At 56.8% G+C, this 24,653-nt stretch carries 25 protein-coding genes; 10 read left to right on the forward strand and 15 right to left on the reverse strand.

Going from position 1 to position 24,653, the window contains the following annotated elements; genetic code table 11:
- Window positions 1–126: 126 nt before the first annotated feature.
- Window positions 127–465, forward strand: coding sequence for a P-II family nitrogen regulator (locus DHN60_RS07445; protein ID WP_108836748.1), 339 nt, complete (start codon window positions 127–129; stop codon window positions 463–465).
- A 27-nt stretch (window positions 466–492) separates the two neighbouring features.
- Window positions 493–1,803 (forward strand): ammonium transporter, encoded by a 1,311-nt coding sequence (locus DHN60_RS07450; RefSeq protein WP_108836638.1) that lies wholly within the window; start codon window positions 493–495, stop codon window positions 1,801–1,803.
- A gap of 83 nt (window positions 1,804–1,886) precedes the next feature.
- Here DHN60_RS07450 and DHN60_RS07455 read toward each other — a convergent pair whose 3' ends face one another.
- The 3 genes from DHN60_RS07455 to smpB all read right to left on the reverse strand — a co-directional run bounded on the left by DHN60_RS07455 (window position 1,887) and on the right by smpB (window position 4,497).
- Entirely contained in the window at window positions 1,887–3,068 is a 1,182-nt protein-coding gene (locus DHN60_RS07455; protein ID WP_108836639.1) for an amino acid aminotransferase, read from the reverse strand.
- Window positions 3,068–3,922: a 3-mercaptopyruvate sulfurtransferase gene (gene sseA / locus DHN60_RS07460; RefSeq protein ID WP_108836640.1), complete on the reverse strand. Its 855-nt coding sequence runs from the start codon at window positions 3,920–3,922 to the stop codon at window positions 3,068–3,070. The genes DHN60_RS07455 and sseA overlap by 1 nt, the downstream gene beginning before the upstream one ends.
- A gap of 101 nt (window positions 3,923–4,023) precedes the next feature.
- Entirely contained in the window at window positions 4,024–4,497 is a 474-nt protein-coding gene (smpB, locus tag DHN60_RS07465; protein ID WP_108836641.1) for an SsrA-binding protein SmpB, read from the reverse strand.
- A 360-nt stretch (window positions 4,498–4,857) separates the two neighbouring features.
- Between smpB and DHN60_RS07470 the strand changes: the two genes are divergently transcribed.
- Entirely contained in the window at window positions 4,858–6,597 is a 1,740-nt protein-coding gene (locus DHN60_RS07470; protein WP_108836642.1) for an adenylate/guanylate cyclase domain-containing protein, read from the forward strand.
- A 128-nt stretch (window positions 6,598–6,725) separates the two neighbouring features.
- On the forward strand, window positions 6,726–7,373 hold the full coding sequence (locus DHN60_RS07475; RefSeq protein WP_108836643.1) for a VPLPA-CTERM sorting domain-containing protein: 648 nt from the start codon (window positions 6,726–6,728) through the stop codon (window positions 7,371–7,373).
- A 341-nt stretch (window positions 7,374–7,714) separates the two neighbouring features.
- On the opposite strand, the gene DHN60_RS07480 is transcribed toward DHN60_RS07475, so the two are convergent.
- A complete protein-coding gene (locus DHN60_RS07480; protein WP_108836644.1) occupies window positions 7,715–8,533 on the reverse strand; it encodes a sulfotransferase family protein in 819 nt (272 codons plus the stop codon).
- Window positions 8,534–8,673: 140 nt separating this feature from the next.
- Between DHN60_RS07480 and DHN60_RS07485 the strand changes: the two genes are divergently transcribed.
- Both DHN60_RS07485 and DHN60_RS07490 read left to right on the forward strand, forming a co-directional pair.
- Window positions 8,674–10,251, forward strand: a complete 1,578-nt coding sequence (locus DHN60_RS07485) for a DUF5928 domain-containing protein (RefSeq protein WP_108836645.1) — start codon at window positions 8,674–8,676, stop codon at window positions 10,249–10,251.
- Window positions 10,252–10,335: 84 nt separating this feature from the next.
- Window positions 10,336–11,448, forward strand: a complete 1,113-nt coding sequence (locus DHN60_RS07490; protein WP_108836749.1) for a class I SAM-dependent RNA methyltransferase — start codon at window positions 10,336–10,338, stop codon at window positions 11,446–11,448.
- A 1-nt stretch (window position 11,449) separates the two neighbouring features.
- On the opposite strand, the gene DHN60_RS07495 is transcribed toward DHN60_RS07490, so the two are convergent.
- From DHN60_RS07495 to DHN60_RS07530, 9 genes are all read right to left on the reverse strand, one after another.
- The gene (locus tag DHN60_RS07495; RefSeq protein ID WP_108836646.1) at window positions 11,450–12,097 is read right to left on the reverse strand and encodes a DUF1523 family protein; all 648 of its coding nucleotides are present in this window, start codon (window positions 12,095–12,097) and stop codon (window positions 11,450–11,452) included.
- An 11-nt stretch (window positions 12,098–12,108) separates the two neighbouring features.
- Entirely contained in the window at window positions 12,109–12,372 is a 264-nt protein-coding gene (locus tag DHN60_RS07500; protein ID WP_306415980.1) for a hypothetical protein, read from the reverse strand.
- 3 nt (window positions 12,373–12,375) lie between these two features.
- Entirely contained in the window at window positions 12,376–13,710 is a 1,335-nt protein-coding gene (locus tag DHN60_RS07505; RefSeq protein WP_108836648.1) for a DUF6638 family protein, read from the reverse strand.
- Entirely contained in the window at window positions 13,707–14,324 is a 618-nt protein-coding gene (locus DHN60_RS07510) for a hypothetical protein (protein ID WP_108836649.1), read from the reverse strand. Before DHN60_RS07510 ends, DHN60_RS07505 begins: the two co-directional genes overlap by 4 nt.
- 156 nt (window positions 14,325–14,480) lie before the next feature.
- Window positions 14,481–16,415: an ATP-binding protein gene (locus DHN60_RS07515; protein WP_108836650.1), complete on the reverse strand. Its 1,935-nt coding sequence runs from the start codon at window positions 16,413–16,415 to the stop codon at window positions 14,481–14,483.
- Between the two features lie 74 nt (window positions 16,416–16,489).
- Entirely contained in the window at window positions 16,490–17,608 is a 1,119-nt protein-coding gene (locus DHN60_RS07520) for a hypothetical protein (protein ID WP_108836651.1), read from the reverse strand.
- Window positions 17,605–17,835 (reverse strand): hypothetical protein, encoded by a 231-nt coding sequence (locus tag DHN60_RS07525; RefSeq protein WP_108836652.1) that lies wholly within the window; start codon window positions 17,833–17,835, stop codon window positions 17,605–17,607. Before DHN60_RS07525 ends, DHN60_RS07520 begins: the two co-directional genes overlap by 4 nt.
- Window positions 17,836–17,837: 2 nt before the next feature.
- On the reverse strand, window positions 17,838–17,990 hold the full coding sequence (locus DHN60_RS22260) for a hypothetical protein (RefSeq protein ID WP_159089146.1): 153 nt from the start codon (window positions 17,988–17,990) through the stop codon (window positions 17,838–17,840).
- Window positions 17,991–19,067, reverse strand: a complete 1,077-nt coding sequence (locus DHN60_RS07530) for a hypothetical protein (protein ID WP_108836653.1) — start codon at window positions 19,065–19,067, stop codon at window positions 17,991–17,993.
- Window positions 19,068–19,253: 186 nt separating this feature from the next.
- Here DHN60_RS07530 and DHN60_RS07535 point away from each other — a divergent pair, with 186 nt between their 5' ends.
- From DHN60_RS07535 to DHN60_RS07545, 3 genes are all read left to right on the forward strand, one after another.
- Entirely contained in the window at window positions 19,254–19,859 is a 606-nt protein-coding gene (locus tag DHN60_RS07535) for a TetR/AcrR family transcriptional regulator (RefSeq protein ID WP_108836654.1), read from the forward strand.
- Between the two features lie 83 nt (window positions 19,860–19,942).
- Window positions 19,943–20,614, forward strand: a complete 672-nt coding sequence (locus tag DHN60_RS07540; protein WP_108836655.1) for a PspA/IM30 family protein — start codon at window positions 19,943–19,945, stop codon at window positions 20,612–20,614.
- 37 nt (window positions 20,615–20,651) lie between these two features.
- Entirely contained in the window at window positions 20,652–20,939 is a 288-nt protein-coding gene (locus DHN60_RS07545; RefSeq protein ID WP_108836656.1) for a hypothetical protein, read from the forward strand.
- A gap of 57 nt (window positions 20,940–20,996) precedes the next feature.
- On the opposite strand, the gene DHN60_RS07550 is transcribed toward DHN60_RS07545, so the two are convergent.
- Together DHN60_RS07550 and DHN60_RS07555 are read right to left on the reverse strand one after the other, a co-directional pair.
- On the reverse strand, window positions 20,997–22,205 hold the full coding sequence (locus DHN60_RS07550) for a M24 family metallopeptidase (protein WP_108836657.1): 1,209 nt from the start codon (window positions 22,203–22,205) through the stop codon (window positions 20,997–20,999).
- Window positions 22,206–22,305: 100 nt separating this feature from the next.
- Window positions 22,306–23,097 carry an alpha/beta hydrolase gene (locus DHN60_RS07555; RefSeq protein WP_108836750.1) on the reverse strand — a complete coding sequence of 264 codons (792 nt, stop codon included), beginning with the start codon at window positions 23,095–23,097 and terminating at the stop codon, window positions 22,306–22,308.
- Window positions 23,098–23,173: 76 nt separating this feature from the next.
- Between DHN60_RS07555 and DHN60_RS07560 the strand changes: the two genes are divergently transcribed.
- On the forward strand, window positions 23,174–24,649 hold the full coding sequence (locus DHN60_RS07560; protein WP_108836658.1) for an NAD-dependent succinate-semialdehyde dehydrogenase: 1,476 nt from the start codon (window positions 23,174–23,176) through the stop codon (window positions 24,647–24,649).
- Window positions 24,650–24,653: the final 4 nt, after the last annotated feature.

The following is a 24,653-nucleotide window of genomic DNA, read 5'->3' on the forward strand; positions in this document are numbered from 1 at the left end:
CAATTTTTATGCACATGCGGAAAAAGTATGCGCCGAAATAGGCCGCGAAATCTTTGCCACGCAAGGGGAATACTCTCTTTTGCAATTTGTACCGCAGGGCGACCTGCCAATCTAAGGGGACACGTGGTGAAACTCATCATTGCAACGATCAAGCCGTTCAAACTGGAAGAGGTCCGCGAAGCGCTGACCGAAGCCGGCGTGCGCGGTATGATGGTCACAGAAATCAAAGGCTTCGGCTCGCAATCGGGGCATACAGAAATCTATCGCGGCGCAGAATACGCTGTGAATTTTGTACCCAAGGTCAAGATCGAGATCGTCGTGGCGGAACCCATGGCTGATCAGATCGTCCAGACCATCACAAAAACGGCCCAGACGGGCAAAATCGGCGACGGCAAGATTTTTGTCCTCGACGTTGAACAAGCCGTGCGTGTGCGCACCGGCGAAACCAACGAAGACGCCATCTAAGCGCTCCAACAAAGGGAAAAACGGAATATGAAACTCACGAAATCTCTCCTCGTTGGCGCAGGTTTGAACGCACTGCCGACGCTGGCGCTGGCACAGGATGCCGCTCCGGGCTTTGACGAGATCGGCCCGTATATCATGACAACTCTGCTGTTTTGTATGGCAGGCTTTCTTGTTTTCTTCATGGCCGCAGGCTTTGCGATGCTCGAAGGCGGTCTGGTCCGCTCCAAGAACGTCACAATGCAGATGACCAAGAACATCGCTTTGTTCTCTATTGCTGCGATTATGTACTGGTTGGTCGGTTTCAACACAATGTATCCCGGCGACTTCAACGGTTACTTCGCGATCGGTGGTCAGACAGTCCTTGATGCAGTGGGTGTATCGGCGGCTGACGCAGCACTCGACTATGCGTCAGTTGGTTCTGACTTCTTCTTCCAGCTGGTGTTTGTCGCAGCGACAGCCTCCATCGTGTCGGGTGCCGTGGCTGAACGCATCAAGCTGTGGCCCTTCCTGATATTCGTCATCGTTCTGACCGGTTTCATGTACCCCATCTCCGGGTCATGGCAGTGGGGCGGCGGCTGGTTGTCCGAAGCAGGCTTCTCCGACTTTGCTGGTTCGACAGTCGTGCACTCTGTGGGTGGCTGGGCTGCTCTGGCTGGTGTGATTGTGCTTGGCCCGCGCCTTGGCAAATACAAGGACGGCAAGGTTAACCCAATGCCCGGTTCGAACCTGGCACTTGCCACACTGGGTACGTTTATCCTGTGGCTGGGTTGGTTTGGCTTTAACGGTGGCTCGCAGCTCGCAATGGGCACAGTGGGCGACGTGTCCGACGTGTCGCGCATCTTTGCCAACACCAACATGGCCGCCGCGGCCGGTGCTGTCACAGCGCTGATCCTGACTCAGGTTCTTTACAAAAAACCTGACCTGACCATGGTGCTGAACGGTGCGCTTGCGGGGCTGGTGTCGATCACGGCTGAACCCCTCGCGCCCACACTGTTTGGCTCGCTGTGGATCGGTGCTGTGGGTGGTATCATCGTGGTCCTGTCCATTCCGATGCTCGACAAGTTCAAGTTGGACGACGTCGTCGGCGCAATCCCGGTCCACCTGTTCGCAGGTATCTGGGGTACAATCGCGGTGGTCTTCTACAACTCCGACGCGTCGTTGTTTACACAGATCAAAGGCATCTTGGCCTACGGTGTGTTCACCTTCGTCGCCTCGTTGATTGTGTGGTTCATCCTCAAGGCAGCCATGGGTATCCGTGTCAGCGAGGAGGACGAGATCAACGGTCTCGACATGGCCGAACTGGGTATGGAAGCCTATCCTGAGTTCTCGAAGGGTTAACGCCCAAACGAAAGACCAAAAAATTGGAAAGGCCGGGCATCGCTGCCCGGCCTTTTTCATGTCCAGTTCGCAAGGGCGACGCGTCAGACGCCAGCGGCGATAATCGCATCCGCAAGAATTGGTATCGATTGCTCGTTCAGGCCCGCAATGTTCATGCGACTGTCGCCAACCATATAGATCCCATGATCTTCCCGCATCTTCACCACCTGTTCAGGTGTCGCCCCAATGCCGGAAAACATGCCCCGGTGTTCGGCGAGAAATCCAAAGCGGTCGGACCCGGCCCGTTGCTGCAAAGCATGTGCCAACTGTTCACGCAGGCCCAGCATCGACAGGCGTACTTCTTCTAACTCGGTCATCCATTCGGCGCGCAGATCATCGTCGTTCAGGATCATCGTGACCAAGCGCGCGCCGTGATCTGGGGGAAAAGAAAAGTTCTGGCGGTTGAGGTAAGCAAGCGTGCCTTGGGAGATTGCCCTATCCGTGCCGCTGGCAACCATCATCAGGATGCCAGTACGCTCGCGGTAGATGCCAAAGTTCTTAGAACAACTCGCCGCGATCAGGCATTCGGGCACAGCCGCTGCAACGGCCCGCGTGGCCGCCGCATCTGCATCCAGACCATCGCCAAACCCTTGATAGGCGATGTCGATCATCGGCACAGCGCCCGTTTCCAGCAGAACAGCAATAACGTCCTGCCACTGTGCCATGGTCAGGTTCGCACCTGTCGGGTTGTGACAACAGCCATGCAGCAGCACGACATCTCCGGCGCGTGCCGTTTTGAGATCAGTGATCATTCCGTCAAAATCGACACCGCGCGTGGCGTCATCAAAATAGCGATACAACGCTGTTTCGATCCCAAGGTGGTCAAGGATCGACAGGTGGTTTGGCCATGTCGGGTTCGACACAAAAATCTTTGCATCGGGTCGCGCCATTTGGACCAACTCGAACGCCTGACGCACGGCCCCGGTGCCACCGGGAGTGGCCGCCGCGGCGACATCCTCACGCGCGACCGCATCGCCCAGAACCAGTTTGATCATCGCATCCGAAAAGGCAGGGTCACCAACCAGCCCAACATAGGACTTCGACGTTTCGGCCTCCCACAATTGCTGCTCGGCCGCTTTAATCGCGCGCATGATCGGTGTGTTGCCGCTGGCGTCTTTGTAGACACCCACGCCAAGGTCGACTTTGTCGCTGCGCGGGTCTTCGCGGTACATCTGCATCAGCATCAGGATGCCATCGGGTTTCTGGGCAGTTAGGTGTTCAAACATCAGGCGTCTCCTGTGGCGACGGGCACGGTGGGGAACATCCCCCATTCGGCCCATGATCCGTCATAAAGCGACCAGCTGTTATTGCCGAGCCGCTCAAGCGCAAGTGACAAGATGGCCGCCGTGATTCCTGACCCGCATGTGGTAATCACCGGTTTGGTCACATCCACGCCCGCAGCCTCAAAAACCGCGCGGGTTTCGTCAGGCGTTTTCATGGTCTTGTCGCTGTTCAAAAGCCCGGTGAAGGGCACATTGCGCGACCCTGGCACGTGGCCAGCACGCAGGCCTTCACGCGGTTCAGGCGCATCGCCGCGAAACCGGCCGGCAGCGCGGGCATCTACGATCTGGGTAGACCCAAGCTTGGCAGCCTGCGACACCTGCGTCACATCGCGGACCAGGTAGTTCTGAAAGCGCACGGTCAAGTGGCGGTCCTTGACGACGGGGGGCATGTCCTCGACCGCGCGACCTTCGGCTTGCCACTTGGGCAAACCGCCATCCAGAACCGCGACATCACGGTGCCCCATCAGACGGAACAGCCACCACACGCGCGGGGCGCTCTGTATGCCTGCGCCATCATAGACAACGATCTGGTGTCCATCGCCCACGCCCATGGCGCGCATGCGGCTCATAAACTTTTCTGCAGGCGGCGCCATATGTGGCAAGTCAGAGCGGGCGTCGCTGATTTCATCTATGTCAAAGAAGCGCGCGCCGGGGATGTGTGCCGCGTCATACTCCGCACGGGGATCACGTTCTACACCCGGCAGGTACCAGGACGCATCCAGAATGCGCAGGTCAGGGTCCTTAAGGTGGGCGGCCAGCCAATCGGTCGACACAAGTGTTCTGGGATCATCGGACATATGCGTGCTCCGCGGCGCTATCAAAAACGCCCTTGGGTACCGCTCTGCGCCGTTTGTGACAAGGGGGCGTCGGCGACGAAACCCACGACTCAGAGGCTAAGTCAGCCCTGTTTCAACAAGCGCTGTTTCTGGCGGCCCCAGTCGCGCTTGGCGGACGTGTCCCGCTTATCATGCAGCTTTTTGCCCTTGGCGATGCCGATTTTGATCTTGGCCATGCCTTTGTGATTGAAATAAAGGACGAGCGGCACCAGCGTCATGCCTTTGCGCTGGGTCTGGTTCCAGAGGTTGCTCAACTCCTTGCGGCTGACCAGCAGTTTGCGCCGCCGACGTTCCTCGTGCTTGAAGGATTTCGCCTGCAGGTAGGGCGCGATGTAAGAGTTGACCAGCCAGAGTTCGCCATCTTCGACGGCGGCATAGCTTTCGGCAATGTTGGCCCCACCGACGCGCAGTGATTTGACCTCGGACCCTTCGAGGATGATGCCGCACTCGATGTCATCATCGATGGCATAGTCATAGCGCGCCCGCTTGTTTTCGGCCGCGATCTGGTAGTTTGGGTCTGATTTACCTTGTGCCATGGGCTGGGGATGTAGGCGGTGAGGGGGGGCGGTGCAAGAGGGCCCCGGCGGTGTCCCACGCTGGGACAGGTTTCGGGTGCAAGTAATTCAATGGGTTACAGAGGCGGATTAACCATATGTTTAGAATGGGCAGGGGCGCCCTGCATCGATGTCTCGTCAATCCAAGCCCCTTAGAACCCGCGCATTACACGTGATCCTTGACCTTGGGGCCCACATAGAGCCTGTGTGTCCAACAGTCCGCTAACAAGCCCCAAGACAGCGGGGGGCGACTTTGTTCACAGCTATTCAGGCGCCTGTCGCAGAAATGCTTTGAGGATGCGCCGCTGTTGCTGAATAGTGTTCAGCAATCGGAGGTGCTCATTGGAACGGAGACTGGCTGCCATACTCGCCGCTGATGTTGTGTCATTTTCTTCATTGATGACCGAAGATGAAAGCGGCACGCTGCACGACCTCCAAGTCCACCGAAAAAACCTCTTTTTTCCCAAAGTGGAGCAGTACAAGGGTCGCCTTGTGAAACTGATGGGTGACGGCGCATTGGTGGAATTCACTTCGGTTATGGATGCGGTGCAGTGCGCCGTTGACATTCAAACGCAAATCAAAGCCGAGAAATCAACGCTGAAGCTTCGCATAGGTATCCATCTTGGTGATGTGATCGTAGATGGCGATGACGTCTATGGGAATGGCGTCAACCTTGCCGTGCGACTGGAGGGCTGCGCAAAAGTTGGTGGTGTTTGCATCTCGTCAATTGTGTTTGAAAGCCTTGGAAACAAGTTAAAAAGCAGTTTCGTGGATGGTGGCGAACAAAACGTCAAAAACATTTCCCCATCCGTGCATGTTTATCACTGGCCATCTGAAACAGCGGCTGCGTCGCCGCCAATACAGTCAGGGCGAGAGAAACCATCCGTCGCAGTATTGCCATTCGCCAACATGAGCGGCGACGAAGACCAACAGTTCTTTAGCGATGGTATCTCTGAAGACATCATTACGGGCCTCGCACGCTTTCGGACACTGTTCGTCGTTGCGCGGAACTCTTCATTTCACTTCAGAGACTCGGACCTGACCGAAGGTGAAATCGCAGCCAAGTTGGGCGTTCAGTACTTGGTAGAGGGCAGTGTCAGGCGGGCTGGCAACAGAGTTAGAATTTCGGTTCAGTTGATAGCGGCGGAGAGCGGCAAGCATATCTGGGCTGAACGCTTTGACCGCGAGCTTGAAGACCTGTTCGCCGTTCAGGACGAGGTCACGCAAAGTATCGTCGCCGTTTTGCCCGGTCGCGTTCAACACGATGTGGCTGACCGTATTGGGCACAAACCAACGGAAAACATGAAAGCCTATGAACTTTTGCTCAAAGGCAAGGCGCTTCGAGATGGGCTGAATGCGAAAGACAACGCACAAGCAAAATCCTGTTTTGAAAAAGCGCTGGAGTTGGACCCCAGCTATGCCCGGGTTTACATGTATCTTGCCGATACCTACGTGATCGATCTTTGGCTTGGGCTGGCTGAAACTGATGCCCCCATGCACGCCCTCGACATAGCGCGTCAGGGCGCTGCGCTCGACAACAAGGACGTGTATATTCAGGATCAACTTGGCTTTGCGTATTTGTGTGCGGGTCTATGGGATCAGGCGGATACACAGTTTGAAAAAACGCTGTCACTGATCGTAAACGAAGCAGAATCAATGGCGTGGTGTGGGTATGGCTTTTTGCTGTTGGGTCAGCACGAAAAAGCACAGGACATCGTGTCAGAGGCTATGCGGCTTGATCCCCTGCATCCACCGGCCTTGGACTGGATCATGGGGCAAATCTACTTTTTCATGGGGCGCTATGACGAAGCCGTTGGAAAACTGCTTGGCGAAGCGCGTCTTAACTCGCTCGCAGACGCTTTTCTGACGGCTGCTTATGCGCGGGCCGGGCGGGACCACGAAGCAAAGGGCGCACTGCAATCTTTTATCATCCACAGAAAAAAAGAGCTGATCAGCCGCGGTAAGCCTGTAGACCATGAGAATTTCCGCACACTCACCGCGGGGTTTGCGAACATGTGGCGCGACGAACATGATTGGCAAAAAATTGCGTCGGGTTTGTTGTCCGCCGGATTGGAAGGCTAGACGTATTGGTTTTAGCCTAAATTCGCGCCACTAAGTCGGGCCGCATTCGTTAGCCTGCACTTGGCTTTGACTTCAACTGGAGAATCAAATTGGGGTGCCCCTAATGATCTGTTTTTGGAGAGTAAATCATGAAAATGTTAATGTCAGTCGCCGCACTTGCCGGAACCATTGCACTCGCATCTGATGCTGAGGCAGCAACTTACACCAATAGTCTTAACATTACCGTTCCTGGTAGTGATACTGATGGTCCAGCCGATCCATTCCCGTCAACAATCGATGTAACCGAGTCAGGCCTGATAATCGGGCTGACGGTGGATATCTTTGGCCTTTCGCACACATACCCTGATGACGTTTTTCTTGGTCTGGCAAGTCCGGACGGCACCACTGTTATTTTGATGAACGATGCCTTGGGAGAAAATGGTATCGTCAACGTCGATTTGACTTTTGACGATGCTGCGAGTTCGGCAATTCCGAACACTGGTACGATTGTGTCTGGCACGTACTCAACGGGCAGCTACGGCCCCCTACCCGGCAACTTGCCGGCGGACATCCCGACGTTCACCGCTGGCGGCGATTTGTCTGATTTCGTCGGCCTTGAAGCAAATGGAACCTGGAGCCTCTTCGTGCTGGACGATCACATTTTTGACACAGGCTCCATCTCAGGAGGCTGGGCTCTGAACATCGAAGTAGCTCCTGTCCCACTCCCCGCTGGCATACTGCTTCTTCTGGCTGGTCTTGGAAGCTTGGGCTTATTGAGCCGACGCCGCCGTAGCTGATACGCCCGGACAGTTGACGAAGCGCCCTGCACCTGCGGGGCGTTTGCGTTTGGGGGTGCGCGACGGTGCATGTGAAAACGGGGCCAGACGACTGCCTGACCCCGATACTCGTCACTTTAATTGCCCCCACCCGGAAAAACTTGCTGTCTCTTTGGGGCGTCGCGTCAACGCAGCATTTGCTCACAGCATTGATGTGGTGATCCGAAGACGCTTTGGGTTTTCTGCCAAATTTTGAATCTACGCCAACCCGTGCTGTTCGTGTCAGCAACCACGGCAAGCATTTGGTTTGGCGTGGCGGCGTCGCGCTGCCTAAGTTGGTGCGAATTTAAGGGTCCTGACCCTCAATCCCCCAGCTTTTTGTGGACCTCGTCCAGATCGATCTCGGCCACGGGCATCTTGTTGCCCGGGTTGTCAAAGTCGTATTTGAACAGGTCAAAGTCCCGTTTGTAGATTTCGCGGACCAGATGCATGGACAGGTCGTCAAAGTAGTCTTCGACCGGGTGGGCGCGTTTGGGGCCGTGCCCTTCGCTTTCGTTAAAGCGGGGGATTTCGGTGATGTTGACGGCGTGGGGCGTTTTGATCGCCTTCATCACGTCCTCCATCCCTTCATTGAACTTTTCCGTCCAAATGATCTTGTCGTATGCTCCGCCGTTCACGATGAACGTCGACACGTGGCCCGACATGGCAGACCAGTGGATGTCTGGATCCATGGGGCGTTTCCAGCGGATGGTGTCGCGGGCAAAGAGAAGAAAGCGGCGGAAGGATTTGATCTGGTCAAACTCGGCCTTGCCGTCTGGTCCGCCCACGTCGATCCCGTATTTCTGGATCAGGAGCGGGACAAGGTTGCCGCGATAGCGTTTGCCGTTGCGCTGGATGCCGCAGATCTTGTCAAAAAATGAGCTGAGGATACGGGTGTAGGGATTGCGCACGCAGGTAAAAGCGTAGGAATTATGGGCCTTTACGTTGCTGGTGATGGTCGGTTGACTGGCGTCGAGCGCCCATTTGTGCATCCCAGCTTTGGCGTCATGAATGTCACCGTCAAAGAACGCGCCGTGATCAGAATAGTACATGATCTGACCGATGGTCGAACACGCGCATTTGGGCACCACGCGGTACACAACGCTTTCACTCTCTGTCATCCAGGTACCTGGAAACCCCATACCGCCCGTCCTTTGTGCACACCGCCTATCCGGGCGGCTTGAATTGTCGCTAAAAAACCAAAGAAATTCTGTTTATTCAATCACTCCTTACCTCTATTCACGTAAACAATAGCGGGTAAAGAGGTAGTAAAGTTTCCAGAATGGCCAAAATCGCCTACATCCTCCTGTGTCACAAAGACCCGGACGCTGTGATCAAGCAGGCGGAACGGCTGACGGCGGCTGGCGATTACATGGCGATCCACTTTGATGCCAATGCCGATACGGCGCACTTCCAGCAGATCAAGACTGCGCTGAACGACAACCCGAGTGTGACGTTCGCACATCGCCGCATCCGTTGTGGTTGGGGCGAGTGGAGCCTTGTGCAGGCGACCCTTTATGCGGTTGAGGCCGCCGTTGATGCATTTCCGCGCGCGACCCATTTCTACATGCTGTCGGGCGATTGCATGGCGATCAAAACGGCAGAGTATGTCCACAGCTTTCTTGATGACAACGATGCTGATTTCATCGAAAGCTTTGATTATTTTGAAAGCGACTGGATCAAGACCGGATTCAAGGAAGAGAGGCTGGTCTACCGCCACTTCTTTAACGAACGCACGCAGAAAAAGCGGTTTTATGCCAGCTTCCAGCTGCAACGGCGCCTCGGGCTTACCCGCAAGATTCCGGCTGACATCGATGTGATGATTGGCAGCCAGTGGTGGTGTCTGCGGCGTCGCACGATCGAATGGGTTCTTAATTTCACCCGCGAACGCCGGGATGTCATGCGGTTTTTCCGCGGGACATGGATCCCGGATGAAACGTTTTTTCAGACCGTGGTCCGCCATGTGGTCCCAGAAGACGAAATCCGATCGCGCACGCTGACCTTCCTGCTGTTCAGCGACTATGGGATGCCTGTGACGTTTTATGACGACCACTATGACCTGCTGCTCAGCCAGGATTTCTTGTTTGCCCGCAAGATCAGCCCCGCGGCCATTGACCTCAAGCGTCGTCTTGGTCTGCTCTATGCCGCCCAAAACGTGCATTTCCAGATTTCGAACGAAGGGTCGAGCCTGTTCAAGTTCCTGACGGGTCGTGGACGGATTGGCCGTCGCTTTGCCACACGGTTCTGGGAAACCGAAAGCACGCTGGGACGCAATCGCGAACTGCTGATCATCATTTGCAAGAAATGGCATGTGGCCAAACGGATGCTTGAACGGATCCGTCAGATGACGAACGTGCCTGCCATCGAATTCCTGTTCAACGAAGAACACTCCCCTCTGCCTGATCTGGGCGGCATCCAGACCACGTTGGAAAAGCGCACGCGTCACCGCCGGGCGCTGATGCGGATGCTGTTTGACTATTATGGAACCGACCGCCTGATTGTGTGCATGGACCCTGGCAACATCGACCTGCTGCAGGACTTTGCTGAGGACCGATCGATAACCCGCATGCTGGAAATCAACTGCAACTTTACCAAAGACTATCTGATCGGGCATGCGATGCGTGTGGGTCTGGCGGGCGAACAAACTGGTGCTGAGACCCTCGAACGCCTGTTGCCCACCATTCGCAATGACATTGTGTTTGAGTCCGACCGCATTCGTGATGCAGATTTCGAGCATCTGGACCGGCTCGAGGAATCTGCTGACCTGGAGCAGAACACCCGTGCCCTTGCCCGTTTTCTGAGTGTGCCAGAAGACAAGGCCCGCGAGATTGCCGAAGTGGATTACCTGTTCGCGGACTAGCGGGGCGCGCGCCAAGCCGGGCTGAGGCGCCCCGCCCACAAAAACCTCTCGAACACCACACATCAACAACGTATGCAGGCGGGCATGACTGATGCCCCCCTCACCCTGTTCGCCATCACCTTGCCCGGTCTTGAGGCCACGCTTGCCGATGAGGCACGCGAGCTTGGATTTCGGGTGACGCATGTTGAACCGGGCGGCGTCAGCATCGAGGGCGATTGGTCTGAGGTGTGGCGCGCCAATCTGGAACTGCGCGGTGCCACGCGGGTGCTGGTGCGGATCGGTTCGTTCATGGCCTTTCATCTGGCCCAACTGGACAAGCGCGCGCGCAAGTTTCCGTGGACCGAAGTGTTGCGCACTGATGTGCCTGTGCGCGTGGATGTTGCGACCTCGCGCAAATCCAAAATCTATCACGCAGGCGCAGCCACCGAGCGGATCGAGGCCGCATTGCGCGAAGAGGCTGGCATGAGCATCGCACCTGATGCACCCGTCACTCTCAAGGCGCGGATCGACGACAATCGCGTCACGATCAGCGTCGATACGTCGGGCGAACTGCTGCACAAACGCGGGCACAAGCCCGCCGTGGGCAAGGCCCCAATGCGCGAAACCATTGCAGCGATGTTTCTGCGGCAATGCGGATTTGATGGGACTGCGCCTGTGTTTGACCCAATGTGCGGTTCGGGCACATTCGTTATTGAGGCGGCAGAGATGGCCGCAGGGCTTCAACCCGGTCGGTCTCGTGCCTTTGGGTTTGAGAACTTGGCCACCTATGACGCCAATGCCGAAGCGCTGCGCCGGACCAGTCGGTTGCGTACGCCTGAAACGCGGTTTTACGGCGCGGACCGTGATGCCGGTGTTATCGACATGGCGCAAGCCAATGCGGCAAAGGCAGGTGTCGATGATCTGGTGACGTTTACCTGCACCAATGCGGGCGAGGCGACGCCGCCCGAAGGTCCGCCTGGCCTGGTCATCGTCAATCCGCCTTACGGAGCGCGGATTGGGGACAAAAAGGCGCTTTACCCTGTCTATGGACGCTTGGGCCAAGTGCTGTCCGAGCGGTTTTTCGGTTGGCGGGTTGGGGTTGTCACATCAGAACCCAGCCTTGCCAAGACCATGGCTTTGCCCTTCTTGCCGGACGGCCCGAGCATTGCACACGGCGGTCTGCGCGTGCGTCTTTACCGCACAGACCCTCTGCCCTGATTTATTTGGATTTCCACGTGTCCAGCCAGCGGCGGAAACGCCCACGCTTTTCATCCACCGCATCGCCAGCCGCTTCCCAGCTGTCCTGAAGCTCTTCCAGCTTTGGATCGATCCGCGCCTGGCGGAACCGCCGCCAGCGTACCCAGATCGCGTAAAAGAACGCAAAAAGTAGGGTCAGAATGATGATGTTGACCCAATAAATCCCTTTTGACGCATCCGGTCCGTCGACTTGCCTGATCGAAATGGCGTTTGGAAAGGCCGAGAAGAACTCGTTGCGCCAGCCATAATGCGTGACCACATACCACTCGGGTGCCGCCCGGGTAGAGACAGCGTCTGCCGCTTCAGTATAAAGATTCGCTGTGTCGAACTTGAAATAGGGCGGCCAACTCCAGCCGGTGTCTTCGTTGCGGTAGACGATCGGTTTGCCGTTGGCGCGCACCCCCTGAATGAACTGTACATCGCGGGTGATCATTGCATCCGATTGTTCGTCTGGTCGCGACCAGAAGATACGTGTCCAGTCGTTGAGCTGCTGACGTTCCTCATAGGTGCTCACGATCCGCACGATGTCGCGGTGTGGCAACGTGTAGTGCAGGAAGGCCGCGAGGCAGACCCAGAAGGTGATCAGAATGGTCCAGCCGATATAGCGCATGGGGGTCCCCTTCAGGCGAAGTTCACGAGGTAAATTATAAGGCAAACAAGCGACATGGGCACAATATACACGCCCAGTATCAGCTTGCGGCGCAGCGAGCTGTCATATTCCACAAGGCCCGCGCGGACATAGGCATCGCGCGGAATGTCAAAGTCGCCCGCGTCATATTCGGCCTCAAGCCGGTCGCGCGCCCGGGCGCGGGAGTAAAGCGACAGCGACAGATAAATCACGCTGAGCACCACAAAGGCGATAAACAGAAGTCGAACGAGAGCCATCACTTACCTCCTTACTGCGCCCCATGGCCCCACCCGCGCGATCAGGTCGAGCGGTTCTGGCGTTGGGGTTTCCATCGGCGCGTCGTGACCAAACAGAGCCGCACGTGCACCCGCCTTGTCGGCCTTGTACTCGGCTTCGAGGTAGCGTGCGACATATTCCTTTTTTGCCTCCGGCCAGCGAGCATAGGCCGCGTAGAACGCCGGTTTATGACAGATAAACAGCTGTCGCACATCGCGCGGCGAGAGTTCAGAGAGCAGCATATTGACCAGATCCATATCTGACGTGGCTGCGGCCCGCAGCGTGTAGAAATAGGCAGGATGATCTGACGAGATACGCGGCCACTTGCCCCCGTTTTCGGCCCAGTTCACCAGATCGGCCAGACCGTGGAATTCGTCGGGCAGCAAGGCAGAGTGTCTGCGTGCCAGCATCCGCATGTCCCGCCGCGTCGTGCCCTCAAGGTCTACGCCAGCTTCGGTCACGGCAGAGACAAGGATAAAGTCCATTTTTTGGCGCAGGATCGCCGCCCCATCGATGCCGCGTGCCCTAACGATGGGTTCGACCAGATCGTTGTATTCGAGGAACTTGGCGATCTGGTTCCGGTCGGACAAATCAAAACAGTATTTGGTCGCCACATCGTCGGGTTTGTCCCGGGCTGCGATGGTCGCCGGGTGATCGAGCGTCTGAAAAATATAGAGGCCGCCGAAATGCGCCGTCCAGAAATTGCCCTGCTCGACCTTGAGCGGTTTCAGGCTGACCGGGTTGCGTGTCACATCACCCGTCTCTCCGGCCAGTGTGATCATCTCGGCGATCAGCACATCGTCAAACCAACCATCTTCTGAGCTGAGGAACGTATCGACCTTGTCCGCCAGAGCACCTGCATTGCGCACCGTGCCGCTGGTCGTGTCCGCCTCGACTGTGATCGCACGTATGTCGAACAGGCTGCGCGGTGTGGAAACATCATAGACAGAGTTGATCAATTCCCCCGCCACGGCATCCCGCGCGGTGAGGGCAAAGAGGGCGGCTTCGTTCTCCGCAAAGAACTGTTGCAAGATCGGACGGGAGGTCGAGAATTTTGCATCCAGCAGCGGGCAGTGGCGCTGTTCGGAGCTGAGCAGAATGAACTGCCGGTTGACCCCGTTGTGGTTGAGGTAGAGCGGATCGTTGAGATCATCGCCCACTTCGGGGGAAAAGCCGGAGATGTCGATGTAGAAATCGGTGAGGGAGGTGCGCAGCCCTGTAAGGTGTTCGAGGGCACGGTTGTAGCGCTCGACCAATGCGGGCGAGGCGACGTGGAACAGGTTGCCATACATGAGGCCGCGTTGGATGAGGCGGATCATTTGGTTTTCCTCCACCCTCGCGAGCCTACAATTCTGGGCTTCAGTTTCGCTTCAATTTTGTTGAAACAGTCGTTGTACTTGTCTTTTCTTTGCTCAGTATCCTGCTGGCTTCTTAACACTTCGTCGACTGCTTTCGCAGCATGGGCGTCAGGCACAAATTCGCCATTTTGCGCCGCCTGAAAGTCGCTTAAAGAATAGGCTAGTTCATTCTCCAAATCGCGCATGTCATCACTCATCTCCCTCAAGTCTTCATCCCACCGTAGACGAGCCTCATCAAACAACGCCGATTGATTCACCTCGACATTTTTTAGCGCGTCCCAATAGTGGTTAAGCACGTTGGCCTGGTCGCCGTTGAGGCGTTCTTTCCGAATTTCAGTCTCAGCATCTTGATCTTCGAGAACCGGAGGATCAGCGAGTGGCGACCTAATGAAATGGTAAATATCTCTTCTTAAACGAAATTTTTTATAGATTTGCAGTGCAAGATCATAGTCAACCTTCCAATGTTGCTCATCCTTCCATGCCTTCACTCCTTTCCATGCAACCCACACACCGACTGGCCCAGCAATTGCTAGGGAGAGGTTGCGAAATAGTTCGACCAACTCATTCGGACTCATACTGTTGTTCACTTCTTCAAACCCCAAGAACCCACGACGACTTCGCCCTTTCCGCGATTCTGAAACAAGACAACAAAAGCGTTTTGAGCCAAACCCAACCCGAAGTTTCTTTGATCGCGAGGGGCAGACCGCTTTTCCAAAGTGTTGCGTTCTCACTCACCCCTTCCCCTCCAACCACCGCTTCTTCGCCTCTTCCTGTCGCCCAAAGTCGCGCACCATCGCCTCTACGGCCACCTCGTCCGACTTGTCCGCATATCGGAATTCGCTGTCAGCGTAGCGGTTGATCTCTTGCACCACCATGTCCACCGTGATCGGCACGCGCAGTTCGGAAATCATCGCTTTCTTGGTGTCGTAGTCTTTGAACAGGAACAGTTCCGGGTTCTCCATCCATTCATCAGGCAGCTCGAAATCCATCGCGCGGACTTTGACTGCGTCGGTGATGTTCTTGATCGCGCGGCCGGTAAATCGGTCGTCCGCCTCTTGGATCGCCTTTAGGTACGTGCCGAGCTTGGCGATGGTGTCGAGCGTGCCGATGTTTGAATGCACGCGGTCGAACACCTCCATCAAACCGGCCTCGTGCGGACGCGAATGGGAGTCGAAACTGGCGGCAACAGCCTTCTTGATCTCTTGCGCCGAAAAGACCTCGTGGTTGCCCGTCGGGATGTCGTGGTTCTTGCCCATGAGCAGATAAAGGATGTCGATGTAATCTTCGCGGGTTTGCGGACCATCCACGAGGAAACGGGCCCCGGCGCGCTGACGCAGGGCGTCATCCACGTTTTCGGGATAGTTCGAGAACATGCCAAAGGTGCAATTGCCGCGCACAACCGTATTGGCCCCGGCAAAGCTTTCCATCAGCACAGCCGTGATTTCCAACTGCCCAGCAGAAGACTGCCGATCCCCCCGCTTGCCTGCAAGCTGGTCGATGTCGTCGATTGTCCCAAAACCGATGGCCGCCGGGTCCAGCACGTTGTTGATGAACGCCTTGGCATTCTGGCCTGACTTGCCCTGATAGCTGTCGATGTTGTCAGTGCTGAGGTTCTGATAGCGGAACGGGTAACCTGCGACCTGACAGTAATCATTGAGCAGCCCGGCCATCATCTGGATCAGCGTTGTTTTGCCCGTGCCCGGTTTGCCATCGCCCATAAAGGTAAAGATGAACCCGCCCAATTCGGCAAAAGGGTTCAACCGGCGGTCAAAGTCATATGCCATCAGCATCTTCGACAGCTTCATCGCCTGATATTTCGCGATGTGGTTGCCCACGACCTCATGCGGTTTTTTGAAGGTCATGGTGAGGGTAGTGGATTTCGCTGCGTGCGCGGGGCTGAACCCCTGCACCGTGAAATCATCTGCCTCGACCCGCCAGCTTCCTTGGGTGAACGGCGCAAGCCGTGGAGCGTTAGAGGCGCGCAACGCGACCTTTTCCATCAGCGCCTCGGCGAAGGCCGTGACGGCAGCGACCAGATGTGTGTCGTCTGGTGCGTGTGCTGCGATGTCCTGATCCAGTTCCCACAGCGCGCCGTGCAGCGCGGTTTGGCCGTTGTCGGTCAACACTTCTTCGACCTCACCGACTTCGACAGTCACTTCGGTCTGGTGGGCAGACAGTAAGTAGGCGGTGGCGTTGCCAAAGACGTAAAGGGTGATCAACGCTTCGGCGGCGAGCAGTTCTGCGAACTCGGTTTTGCGAGCCGGCGGCAAGGCGCCTTCGAGATTGGCGCGTTTCAGATCGCCAAGACCAGAGACGGCGGCATAGTTTTCAGCCACCGCCAAAGCGATGGAAATGGCACGGCGCAAAGCGTTAAGCACCGTTGCCTGCACCGGCGACATCAGCGCATCGTCGTCGTCCGCGGCCTCAATCGTCGCCATCAACTGCACGGCCCCGGTGGGCGTTGTGCGCCGTGTCACAAGCCCCGGTGTGGTGGTGCGAAACCGACGCCGCGTGCCTATGCCAGAGGAGCGTTCCTGTGTTGCTGCGTCCTTGCCTTTGCCGATACGGGGCGCATGATCAAAGCCCTGCAACATGGCCAGCGCCATTGGGTAGTGGGCGACGATCTCTGCCTCGCGCAGTTCCATTTGATCCGAAGTCTGGCTCATCTCACTGACCTGCTTTCTTCATCTTGATCAATACACTCTTCCCTTGAGGCCCGATGTGCCACTCAAACGACCCATCAATACCTCAACACCCGCCCTGCCGGGCTGACCACGAATTTGCGCACCGCGCCAAAGCCCGGCGGATTCAACTCTTCGAGCGCCTGAAATGGGCGCTGCGGCAACACGATGTTGCGTTCCATCCGGGTGGTGCCCGTTTCTGCGCCCCGTCCGGCAAAGGGATCGAGCGCGAACACCTCGCGTTCGACACTTGAAAACCAGCCTGCGCGTTCTTCGATTACGCGTTCGGATTGGAGGTCTTCTTCGGTCCAGACCATTGCCCAGTCTTGTCCTTCGGGTGCGCGCGCGGCCTCGAGCACTTGATTGATCGGACCCGATTGCTGGGTGAATGCTGAGGAATACATTGGCCCCAAATGGAAGCGGCGCAGGCGTTTGGGGTGCAGATCGTCGAAATCTTCGTCAAAGCCTGATGCAATCGTGACCAGTTTCAGCCCGCCCAGCGCCTGCGCCATCAAATGCGCCTGTGCTTCGGGCCAGCGCCGTTGGTCTTTGGGCAAGGCCGTGCGCCCTGAGTCCTCGACCTCCATCATGTAGATGATGGGCAAGTTGACCTGACTGTCATAGACCGCCCAGTGGATGCGGAATGTACGGCGCTCATCGCTCAGGTTGCCGGTCCACTCGATCTGCGGGTCATTGCGGGGCCAAAAGAGTTGTCCGCGCAGCAATTCCTCGTAATAGAGCCGCTGTGAGAGCGCAAATTGCAGCTTGGTCGGTGGTTTGCGTTCGCCGATGATCACTTCGACCATCTGCTTTTTCAGCTCATCCGCCGAAGGCATCCCCGCAAGGTGGCGTTCAGCCTGTTGCGCGTCAGAGGCCATGGTGATGATCTCTTCGGCGGCCGGGAAGCCAGATTCGATTGCGTCGATGGCAAGGGAGCCAAAGAAGCGGCCTGTGTCGCGCCCGACCAGGAGGTATTTCTGGGACAGCGCGCGGAAGGTGAAGGTAAGTTCGGTGATGTAGCGGGTGAGGATCTTGACCTCATCCCGGTTCAGATTGCCTTCGGCCTCCATCACGCCCGCGACGCGACCCAGATGCGAGGTGATCGTCTCGAACTTTTTGAAATAGCGACGCGAGGCGAAAAGGTCCGTGAGACCAATGGTTTCGGGTTGGGAGGTCAACTACCTTGCCCCATTTCGCCACGGCCACCTGACCGATCCGCACCTGAGTCATATGCCCCAAGCCATGCAAGCCCGATCAGCGTGGGTAGGAGACCAAAACCATACGACCACCAAGGCATTCCGAGCAAATACGCAGCGCTTGTCAAAGAGAGCCCCAATACGATGAGAGCGAGTTTCTTTTTCACGTCATTCTTTCCCGTTGGGTTCAGGTTGGCGATTGGGCGCATTCTCACCCGCCCTTGCGCTCCCGCATCAGAACGAACATTCCAAACAGGCCACATAGTAAGCCAGCAATGTTGACCCAAGGTGGCGCCCCAAACGCGAATGTGGCGATGAGACTGAGGATGGAAAGCGCGATAGCCGCGATGCCGAGCTTCAACATTTAGCCCCCGTACGCATTGCTGTCGTGTTTCTCCACGATCTGCGCAAACCGGCGGGCAAAGCGTTCGTCCGCCTTGGCCTTCTGCTCCAGTACGTCGCGGGCAAAGACCATGTGATCCTCGTGCGCCTCCAGCATGTCAGCCATCTTCTTGTTTGTCGCGGCCCCAATCCCGGCCATGGCGGTCTGTGCCTCTTGGTCGGTTTTGACCCCGATTTCGTTGATCCGGTGGGCCACGTCTTGTTGCTGCGCCGTTTTCAATGACTTGGTCAGCGCATCATAAAGCACCACGCGCTGCTTGGTGTCGGTTTGCAGTTTGTTGATCAGCACCATCTGCGTTGCCGCCTGGTTCTGAAGACTGTCGATCCAGGTTTTGCCCTTTTCGATATAGCGTTCCAGCGTCTGGGACTTGGCCAGTTTGACCTGTTCGTCCTGCACCATCTGATTGTACTTGCTGTTCACATCCGCCAGTTCGGTCTCAAGCGCTGTGCGTTTGGCCGCATCGGTTTCGGACGCGATCTTGTTTTCCAGCGTGATGATCTGCGGGTCCATCGCCTGAATGTCGGCCTGCAGTGTGGCCAGTTCCTGAACGGTCATCTCGCGTTCATCCAGCGTTTCGGTCAGGTTGCCCTCGACCTTGACCTTTTGCTCTTCGAGCATTGTCAGTTGCCCGGTCAGCAGTTGCACAATCACGTCGGATTTCGAGATCAGGTCCTGCAACTTGTCGTCAATAGAGGCGCTGCGCACCCGTTCCTGACGCATGGATTCAGATTTTGCCTTGGCAAAGATGCCGACAACGCTTTCCCAGCCGGTCTTGTTGCGCATCTCGTCAAAGTCTTTGGAGAATGCAGCCGTGACGTCGTCGAGCCCCATGATCAGCTCGGCAATGTTGGCGTTCATGACGTCCGTATGAGCGTGCACATCCTCAAGTGTGGCGTTTTCGATGTCGATGGCGATGTCGTCACCCGACTTCATCTTGGCGCGCGCAACCTCAATCCGGCTGGTCAATTCGGCGATCTTGGTTTGTGCCTCGGCCACCTGGTCTTGAGATTCTTTCACCTGACTTGCGAAATCCGCCATTTAATTCTCCGTTCTATCAATGTGTTGGAACCCATATAGGCAATGTTACTCCGATTTACATCGGTTAAATCCCTTAGATTTCCCAAATTGTTGCAAAACCGTCTCGGGAAAGAAAGCGGCAAGACGGGGTTTTCGTGCCCGCATTGCACCTGTACTGCTTGAACGCGGTTCATACGAGGGCATGATATGGCGAGCAAAGCCGAGGAACGGCGCACCGCTCTGCGCGATACGTTGATTGATATTGCGGAACGTCAGATTGAAGAGTTCGGCCTGGCCGCTATCAAGGCCCGCCCATTGGCGCAGGCTGCTGGATGTTCGGTCGGTGCAATTTACAACGCCTTCGGAGATCTTGAGGACATCATAATCGCGGTGAACGGCGGCACCTTTGGCAAGCTTGGTCGTCATGTTGCGGCCGCTTTGAAAGACAAGACCGATCATTCCGCGACAGAGCGGTTGGTGGCGATGTCATATGCCTATCTTGATTATGCCGCAGCCCACCCCAACCTGTGGCGCGCCCTGTTTGAATTGCGCATGTCGACGGATATGGAGGTGCCGGACTGGTACCTGAACGAGTTGGGGCAACTGTTCAGCTATATTGATGGGCCAGTTCAGGAATGTTTTCCGGATATGGAACCGCAGGACGTCAGTTTGATGACCCGGGCGCTGTTTTCATCGATCCACGGGATTGTCATGCTTGGCCTTGAAAACAGGATCAGTGGCGTGCCCCAAGATCAGATTCATCGGATGATCGGAATGATCCTGCGTTCCGTTACTGGAAAAGAACTTTTTTGAACGGCGTTCACATTTTTCCTTGAACATCGTTCATGGCGCTCTTATCTCTTTCCTTGAACGATGTTCACAGCAGGAGAAAAATTATGTTATCTACATTTCGAACACTCTTTGTCGGGGCCAACGCTCGCGCTGAAGACCGGCTACGCGATGTTTATGCCATCGAGTTAATTGATCAGAAAATTCGCGAAACGGAAGCGCAGGTACAGGCCGCCAAAGGAACCCTTGCCAGCCTGATCCAGCGTCGCCGGTCAGAGCAAAAACTGTTGGATATGCTGCACACTCGGATCGAGTCGTTGACAGAGCGTGCCCGCGCCGCAATCGCCGCGGGTCGCGACGAAATGGCGACCGAAGCTGCGGCCGCCATCGCGGAAATGGAGAACGAAACCGTCGTTCGTCAAAGCACCCTCGACCGCCTTGATACTCAGGCCACCCGACTGCGCGCATCCGTAGAGAAAGGCCACCGCCGGGTGATTGATCTGAAACAGGGCGCGTTGCAGGCCAAGGCGATCCGCCGCGAGCAGACAATGCAGGCGGGGCTGAACACCACGTTGAAAGGCGTATCTTCAGCCGACGAGGCGCAGGATTTGATCAACAAAGTCGTCGGCAAAGATGACCCGTTGGAGCAGGCCGAGATACTGGCCGATATCAATGCAGGGCTTGATCACTCCAACCTCGAAGACCGGATGGCCGACGCAGGTTTCGGGGAGTCCACCAAGGTTACAGCGCGCGACGTGCTGGACCGACTGAAAGACTAAACACTCCACGAGAATTATTTGAAGAAGGAAAAGACCCATGTTGAATGAGAAACCCGACAATACCGTCATCATGATGTTCAATGCCGCTGGTGTGGCTGCCGCCTATGCACTTCTTGGCCTGTCGCTGTACCTCAGCACAGACGTGCCCCTGTCCACCAAAGGCTTTTGGGGCATTGGTATCTTGTTGCTGACCCTCAGCCTCGTGAATTTCGTTAAGTATCGTTTTGACAACCAGCAGCGCGTTGACCGGATCAACCGGATTGAAGAAGCCCGTAATGAAAAGTTGCTGGAGGATTATGTGAGCGACACCAAAGACGCCGCCTGATCAATCTACTCCCCACATTAACGGGCCGCTTTGTTTCCAGAGCGGCCCGTTTTTTCGTTAGCCAACCACGTTGTGTTCGGGTCCGTAAGGAAAGCCGGTGATGTTCTCGGCACCGTCTTCGGTGATCACCAGAATGTCGTGTTCACGGTATCCGCCTGCACCCGGTTGACCTTCTGGAATGGTCAGCATCGGTTCCATCGAGATGACCATGCCGGGTTCAAGCACCGTGTCGATGTCCTCGCGCAGTTCCAGCCCCGCCTCGCGCCCATAGTAGTGGGACAACACGCCAAAGGAATGCCCATAACCAAAACTGCGGTATTGCAGCAGATCGTGCTCAGCAAAGAACGCGTTGACGGCATGTGTCACCTCGGCACAGCTGGCACCCGGCTTTAGCAGCGACATCCCCAGTTCGTGTGCGCCCACATTGGCCTCCCACAACTTTAGGCTCGCGTCGTCCACTGTTTCGACGAACAGCGTGCGTTCAAGGGCCGTGTAATAGCCCGAGATCATGGGAAAGGTGTTCAGTGACAGAATATCGCCCCGCTGCAATGCCCGCGCGGTGACTGGATTGTGGGCGCCGTCAGTGTTCAGGCCCGACTGGAACCAAACCCACGTGTCACGGTATTCCGCATCGGGAAAGCGCTTGGCAATCTCCAACTCCATCGCGTCCCGTCCAGCCATCGCCACGTCGATCTCGCGCACCCCTGCTTTGATCGCGTCCCGAATGGCGTAACCGCCCACATCCGCCACTTGGGCCCCATGGCGGATCAGCGCGATCTCGGCCTCGGATTTATGCATACGCTGGCGCATTGTGGTGTCAGATAGATCCACGGTGGCGACGGGTTTGAGGAAATCCTCCATCTTGCCCTGTTGCAGCAGGGTCAGGTGATCGGACTCAACTCCGATCACGCCGCCTTCGCCTGTCACTTCGCGCACCGCGCGCCAGAAATTGTCGCGTTGCCAGTCGGTGTAGGTGATGTTGTCTCCATGACAGCGCCGCCATGGCTGGCCTGCATCGATCCCAGCACTGATGGTCACACAAGCGTCTTCAGTGACGACACACGCATAAGGGCGGCCAAATGCGCAGTAAAGAAACCCCGAATAATAGGCGATGTTGTGCATCGAGGTGAAGACGGCTGCGGTCGCGCCTTGCGCCTCCATCCGGTCGCGCAATTCGGCGATGCGGGCATCATATTCTGCCCCCTCAAACGGCAGAGGAGCCTGTTCCCCGTTGTGCAGTCGGTAGAAATTTGGACGAGTGGTCATCCCTGACCCTCCTTTTTATCAGAAGGTCCCGGCGTTCAGGACGAAACGGCATGATGGTGCAAGCGACGCCATCGCTTGCGGCCATGTTTTCTGTCGCGGATCAGGGCGCCGTCGTCAAGCGCGAGATCAGGTCAGAGGCGGGATCAGAGAGCGGCTCGATCACATTGAAGTGGTGTTCGCCCGCAATGACAGCATGTGCGCAGCCCCACGCCTGCGCCAGCCCACGCGCCTGTTCGAGGAATGAGGGACGTTCGTCGCCGCCAACCCAGACCGTCACAGGCACGTCTGGCGCGGGTTGGCGCACCGGGCTTTCGGCACGGGCCATATCGGTATCCATCCCGAAATCATCATTCATGCTGGTGCGCAACAAAGGTTCCAGATCGGCGACCGGGGATATGGGCACCGCATGGATCAACCGACCCCGCACATTTGCGGGCAGCATCCCCGGCGCCAGCATACGTGCCGCAAGGTGCCCTCCGGCCGAGTGACCCGCAAGGCTGAGAGGACCCGTTGCAGCATCCGCAATCGCCGTCACCGCCTGTGCAACCTGTTGTGTTATTCCAGCGATCCGAACTGCCGGGCACAAATCGTAAGATGGCATGGCAACTGCCCACCCCCGCGCAAGTGCGCCCGAAGCCAGATGAGACCAATACGAGGGATCATATTTGAGCCAGTATCCGCCATGCACAAAGATGAACGTGCCTTTTGCCTCGCCCTCGGGCGAAAAATGGTCAAACACCATGCGCTCGGACGGGCCATAAGACACCCCCAATCGCGCGCGCGCCCCAAGGGAGGCGCGAAAAGCCGCCGCCTGTTCGACCCATTGCGGGGCAAAGTGTTCAGACCCCGGAACATAGGCCCCGATTGCGTATGCGTCGTCGAGTTCGGCCATGTGCCCTCCTGCCATTGGAACTTTACAATCTTAGGCTGGCTTGAAAGACAAGCGCCAGACCCGAAAGGAGATACCCATGCTGGATCAGAACACAGACCTGAAATCGATGCTCAAGGACCCGACATTGCTGGAAGCCCGCGCCTATGTGAATGGTGCATGGGTGGACGGTGACAAGGGCACGTTCGACGTCACCAACCCGGCGCGCGGCGACGTGGTGGCGCAGGTTGCTGACCTGAGCCGCGAACAGGTCGCCGATGCCATCGGTGCCGCTGAAGTCGCCCAAAAGGAATGGGCCAAGTGGACCGGCAAAGAGCGCACAGCCGTGATGCGCAAGTGGTTCGACCTGATGATGGCCAATCAGGATGATCTGGGCATCATCCTGACCGTTGAACAGGGCAAGCCACTGGCCGAGGCCAAAGGCGAAATCGCCTACGGTGCGTCCTTTGTCGAGTTCTTTGGCGAAGAGGCCAAGCGGATCTACGGCGAAACGATACCCGGTCATCAGCGTGACAAGCGGATTACCGTTTTGAAGCAACCCATCGGCGTTGCCGCGTCGATCACGCCCTGGAATTTCCCGAACGCGATGATCACGCGCAAGGCTGCACCAGCGCTGGCTGCTGGCTGTGCCTTTATTGCGCGGCCCGCCGAACTGACGCCTCTGTCTGCCATCGCGATGGGCGTGCTGGCCGAACGGGCAGGCATCCCCGCGGGCGTGTTTCAGGTTGTCACCACGTCAGACGCCTCGAGCACGGGCAAAGAATTCTGCGAAAACCCGATTGTGCGGAAACTGACCTTTACCGGATCAACTGCGGTGGGGCGTATTTTGCTGGGCCAAGCCGCCGATCAGGTGATGAAATGCAGCATGGAGCTGGGTGGGAACGCCCCCTTCATCGTGTTTGACGACGCTGATCTGGATGCAGCCGTCGAAGGCGCCATCATGTGCAAGTTCCGCAATAATGGCCAAACCTGCGTCTGCGCGAACCGAATTTACGTGCAGGCGGGCGTCTATGACGCCTTTGCCGAAAAGCTGAAAAGCCGGGTCAGCCAGATGAAGGTTGGTGACGGTCTGGAAGCAGGTGTGGACCTTGGGCCGCTGATCAATACGGCAGCGTCTGCGAAAGTCGCAAGCCACATCAAGGATGCCACGGAAAAGGGTGGACAGATCATTTTGGGCGACGCATCGGGCGATCTGGACGGCAACTTCTTTACGCCCACCATCATCACTGGTGTCACGCAGGATATGGCCGTCGCAACCGAAGAAACCTTTGGGCCGCTTGCCCCTCTCTTCAAGTTCGAGGACGAAGACGAGGTGATCGCCATGGCGAATGATACGATCTTTGGCTTGGCGTCATATTTCTATGCCAAGGATCTGTCGCGCGTTTACAAGGTCGCCGAAGCGCTGGAATACGGGATCGTAGGGGTGAACACAGGCATCATCTCGACCGAGGTCGCGCCGTTCGGCGGTGTAAAGCAATCCGGTCTGGGCCGCGAAGGATCCCATCACGGGATCGAGGATTACCTCGAAATGAAATACATCTGCATGAGCGTCTAATGCT

This window comes from Tateyamaria sp. Alg231-49 (genome assembly GCF_900143535.1).
Taxonomy (GTDB): Bacteria; Pseudomonadota; Alphaproteobacteria; order Rhodobacterales; family Rhodobacteraceae; genus Tateyamaria.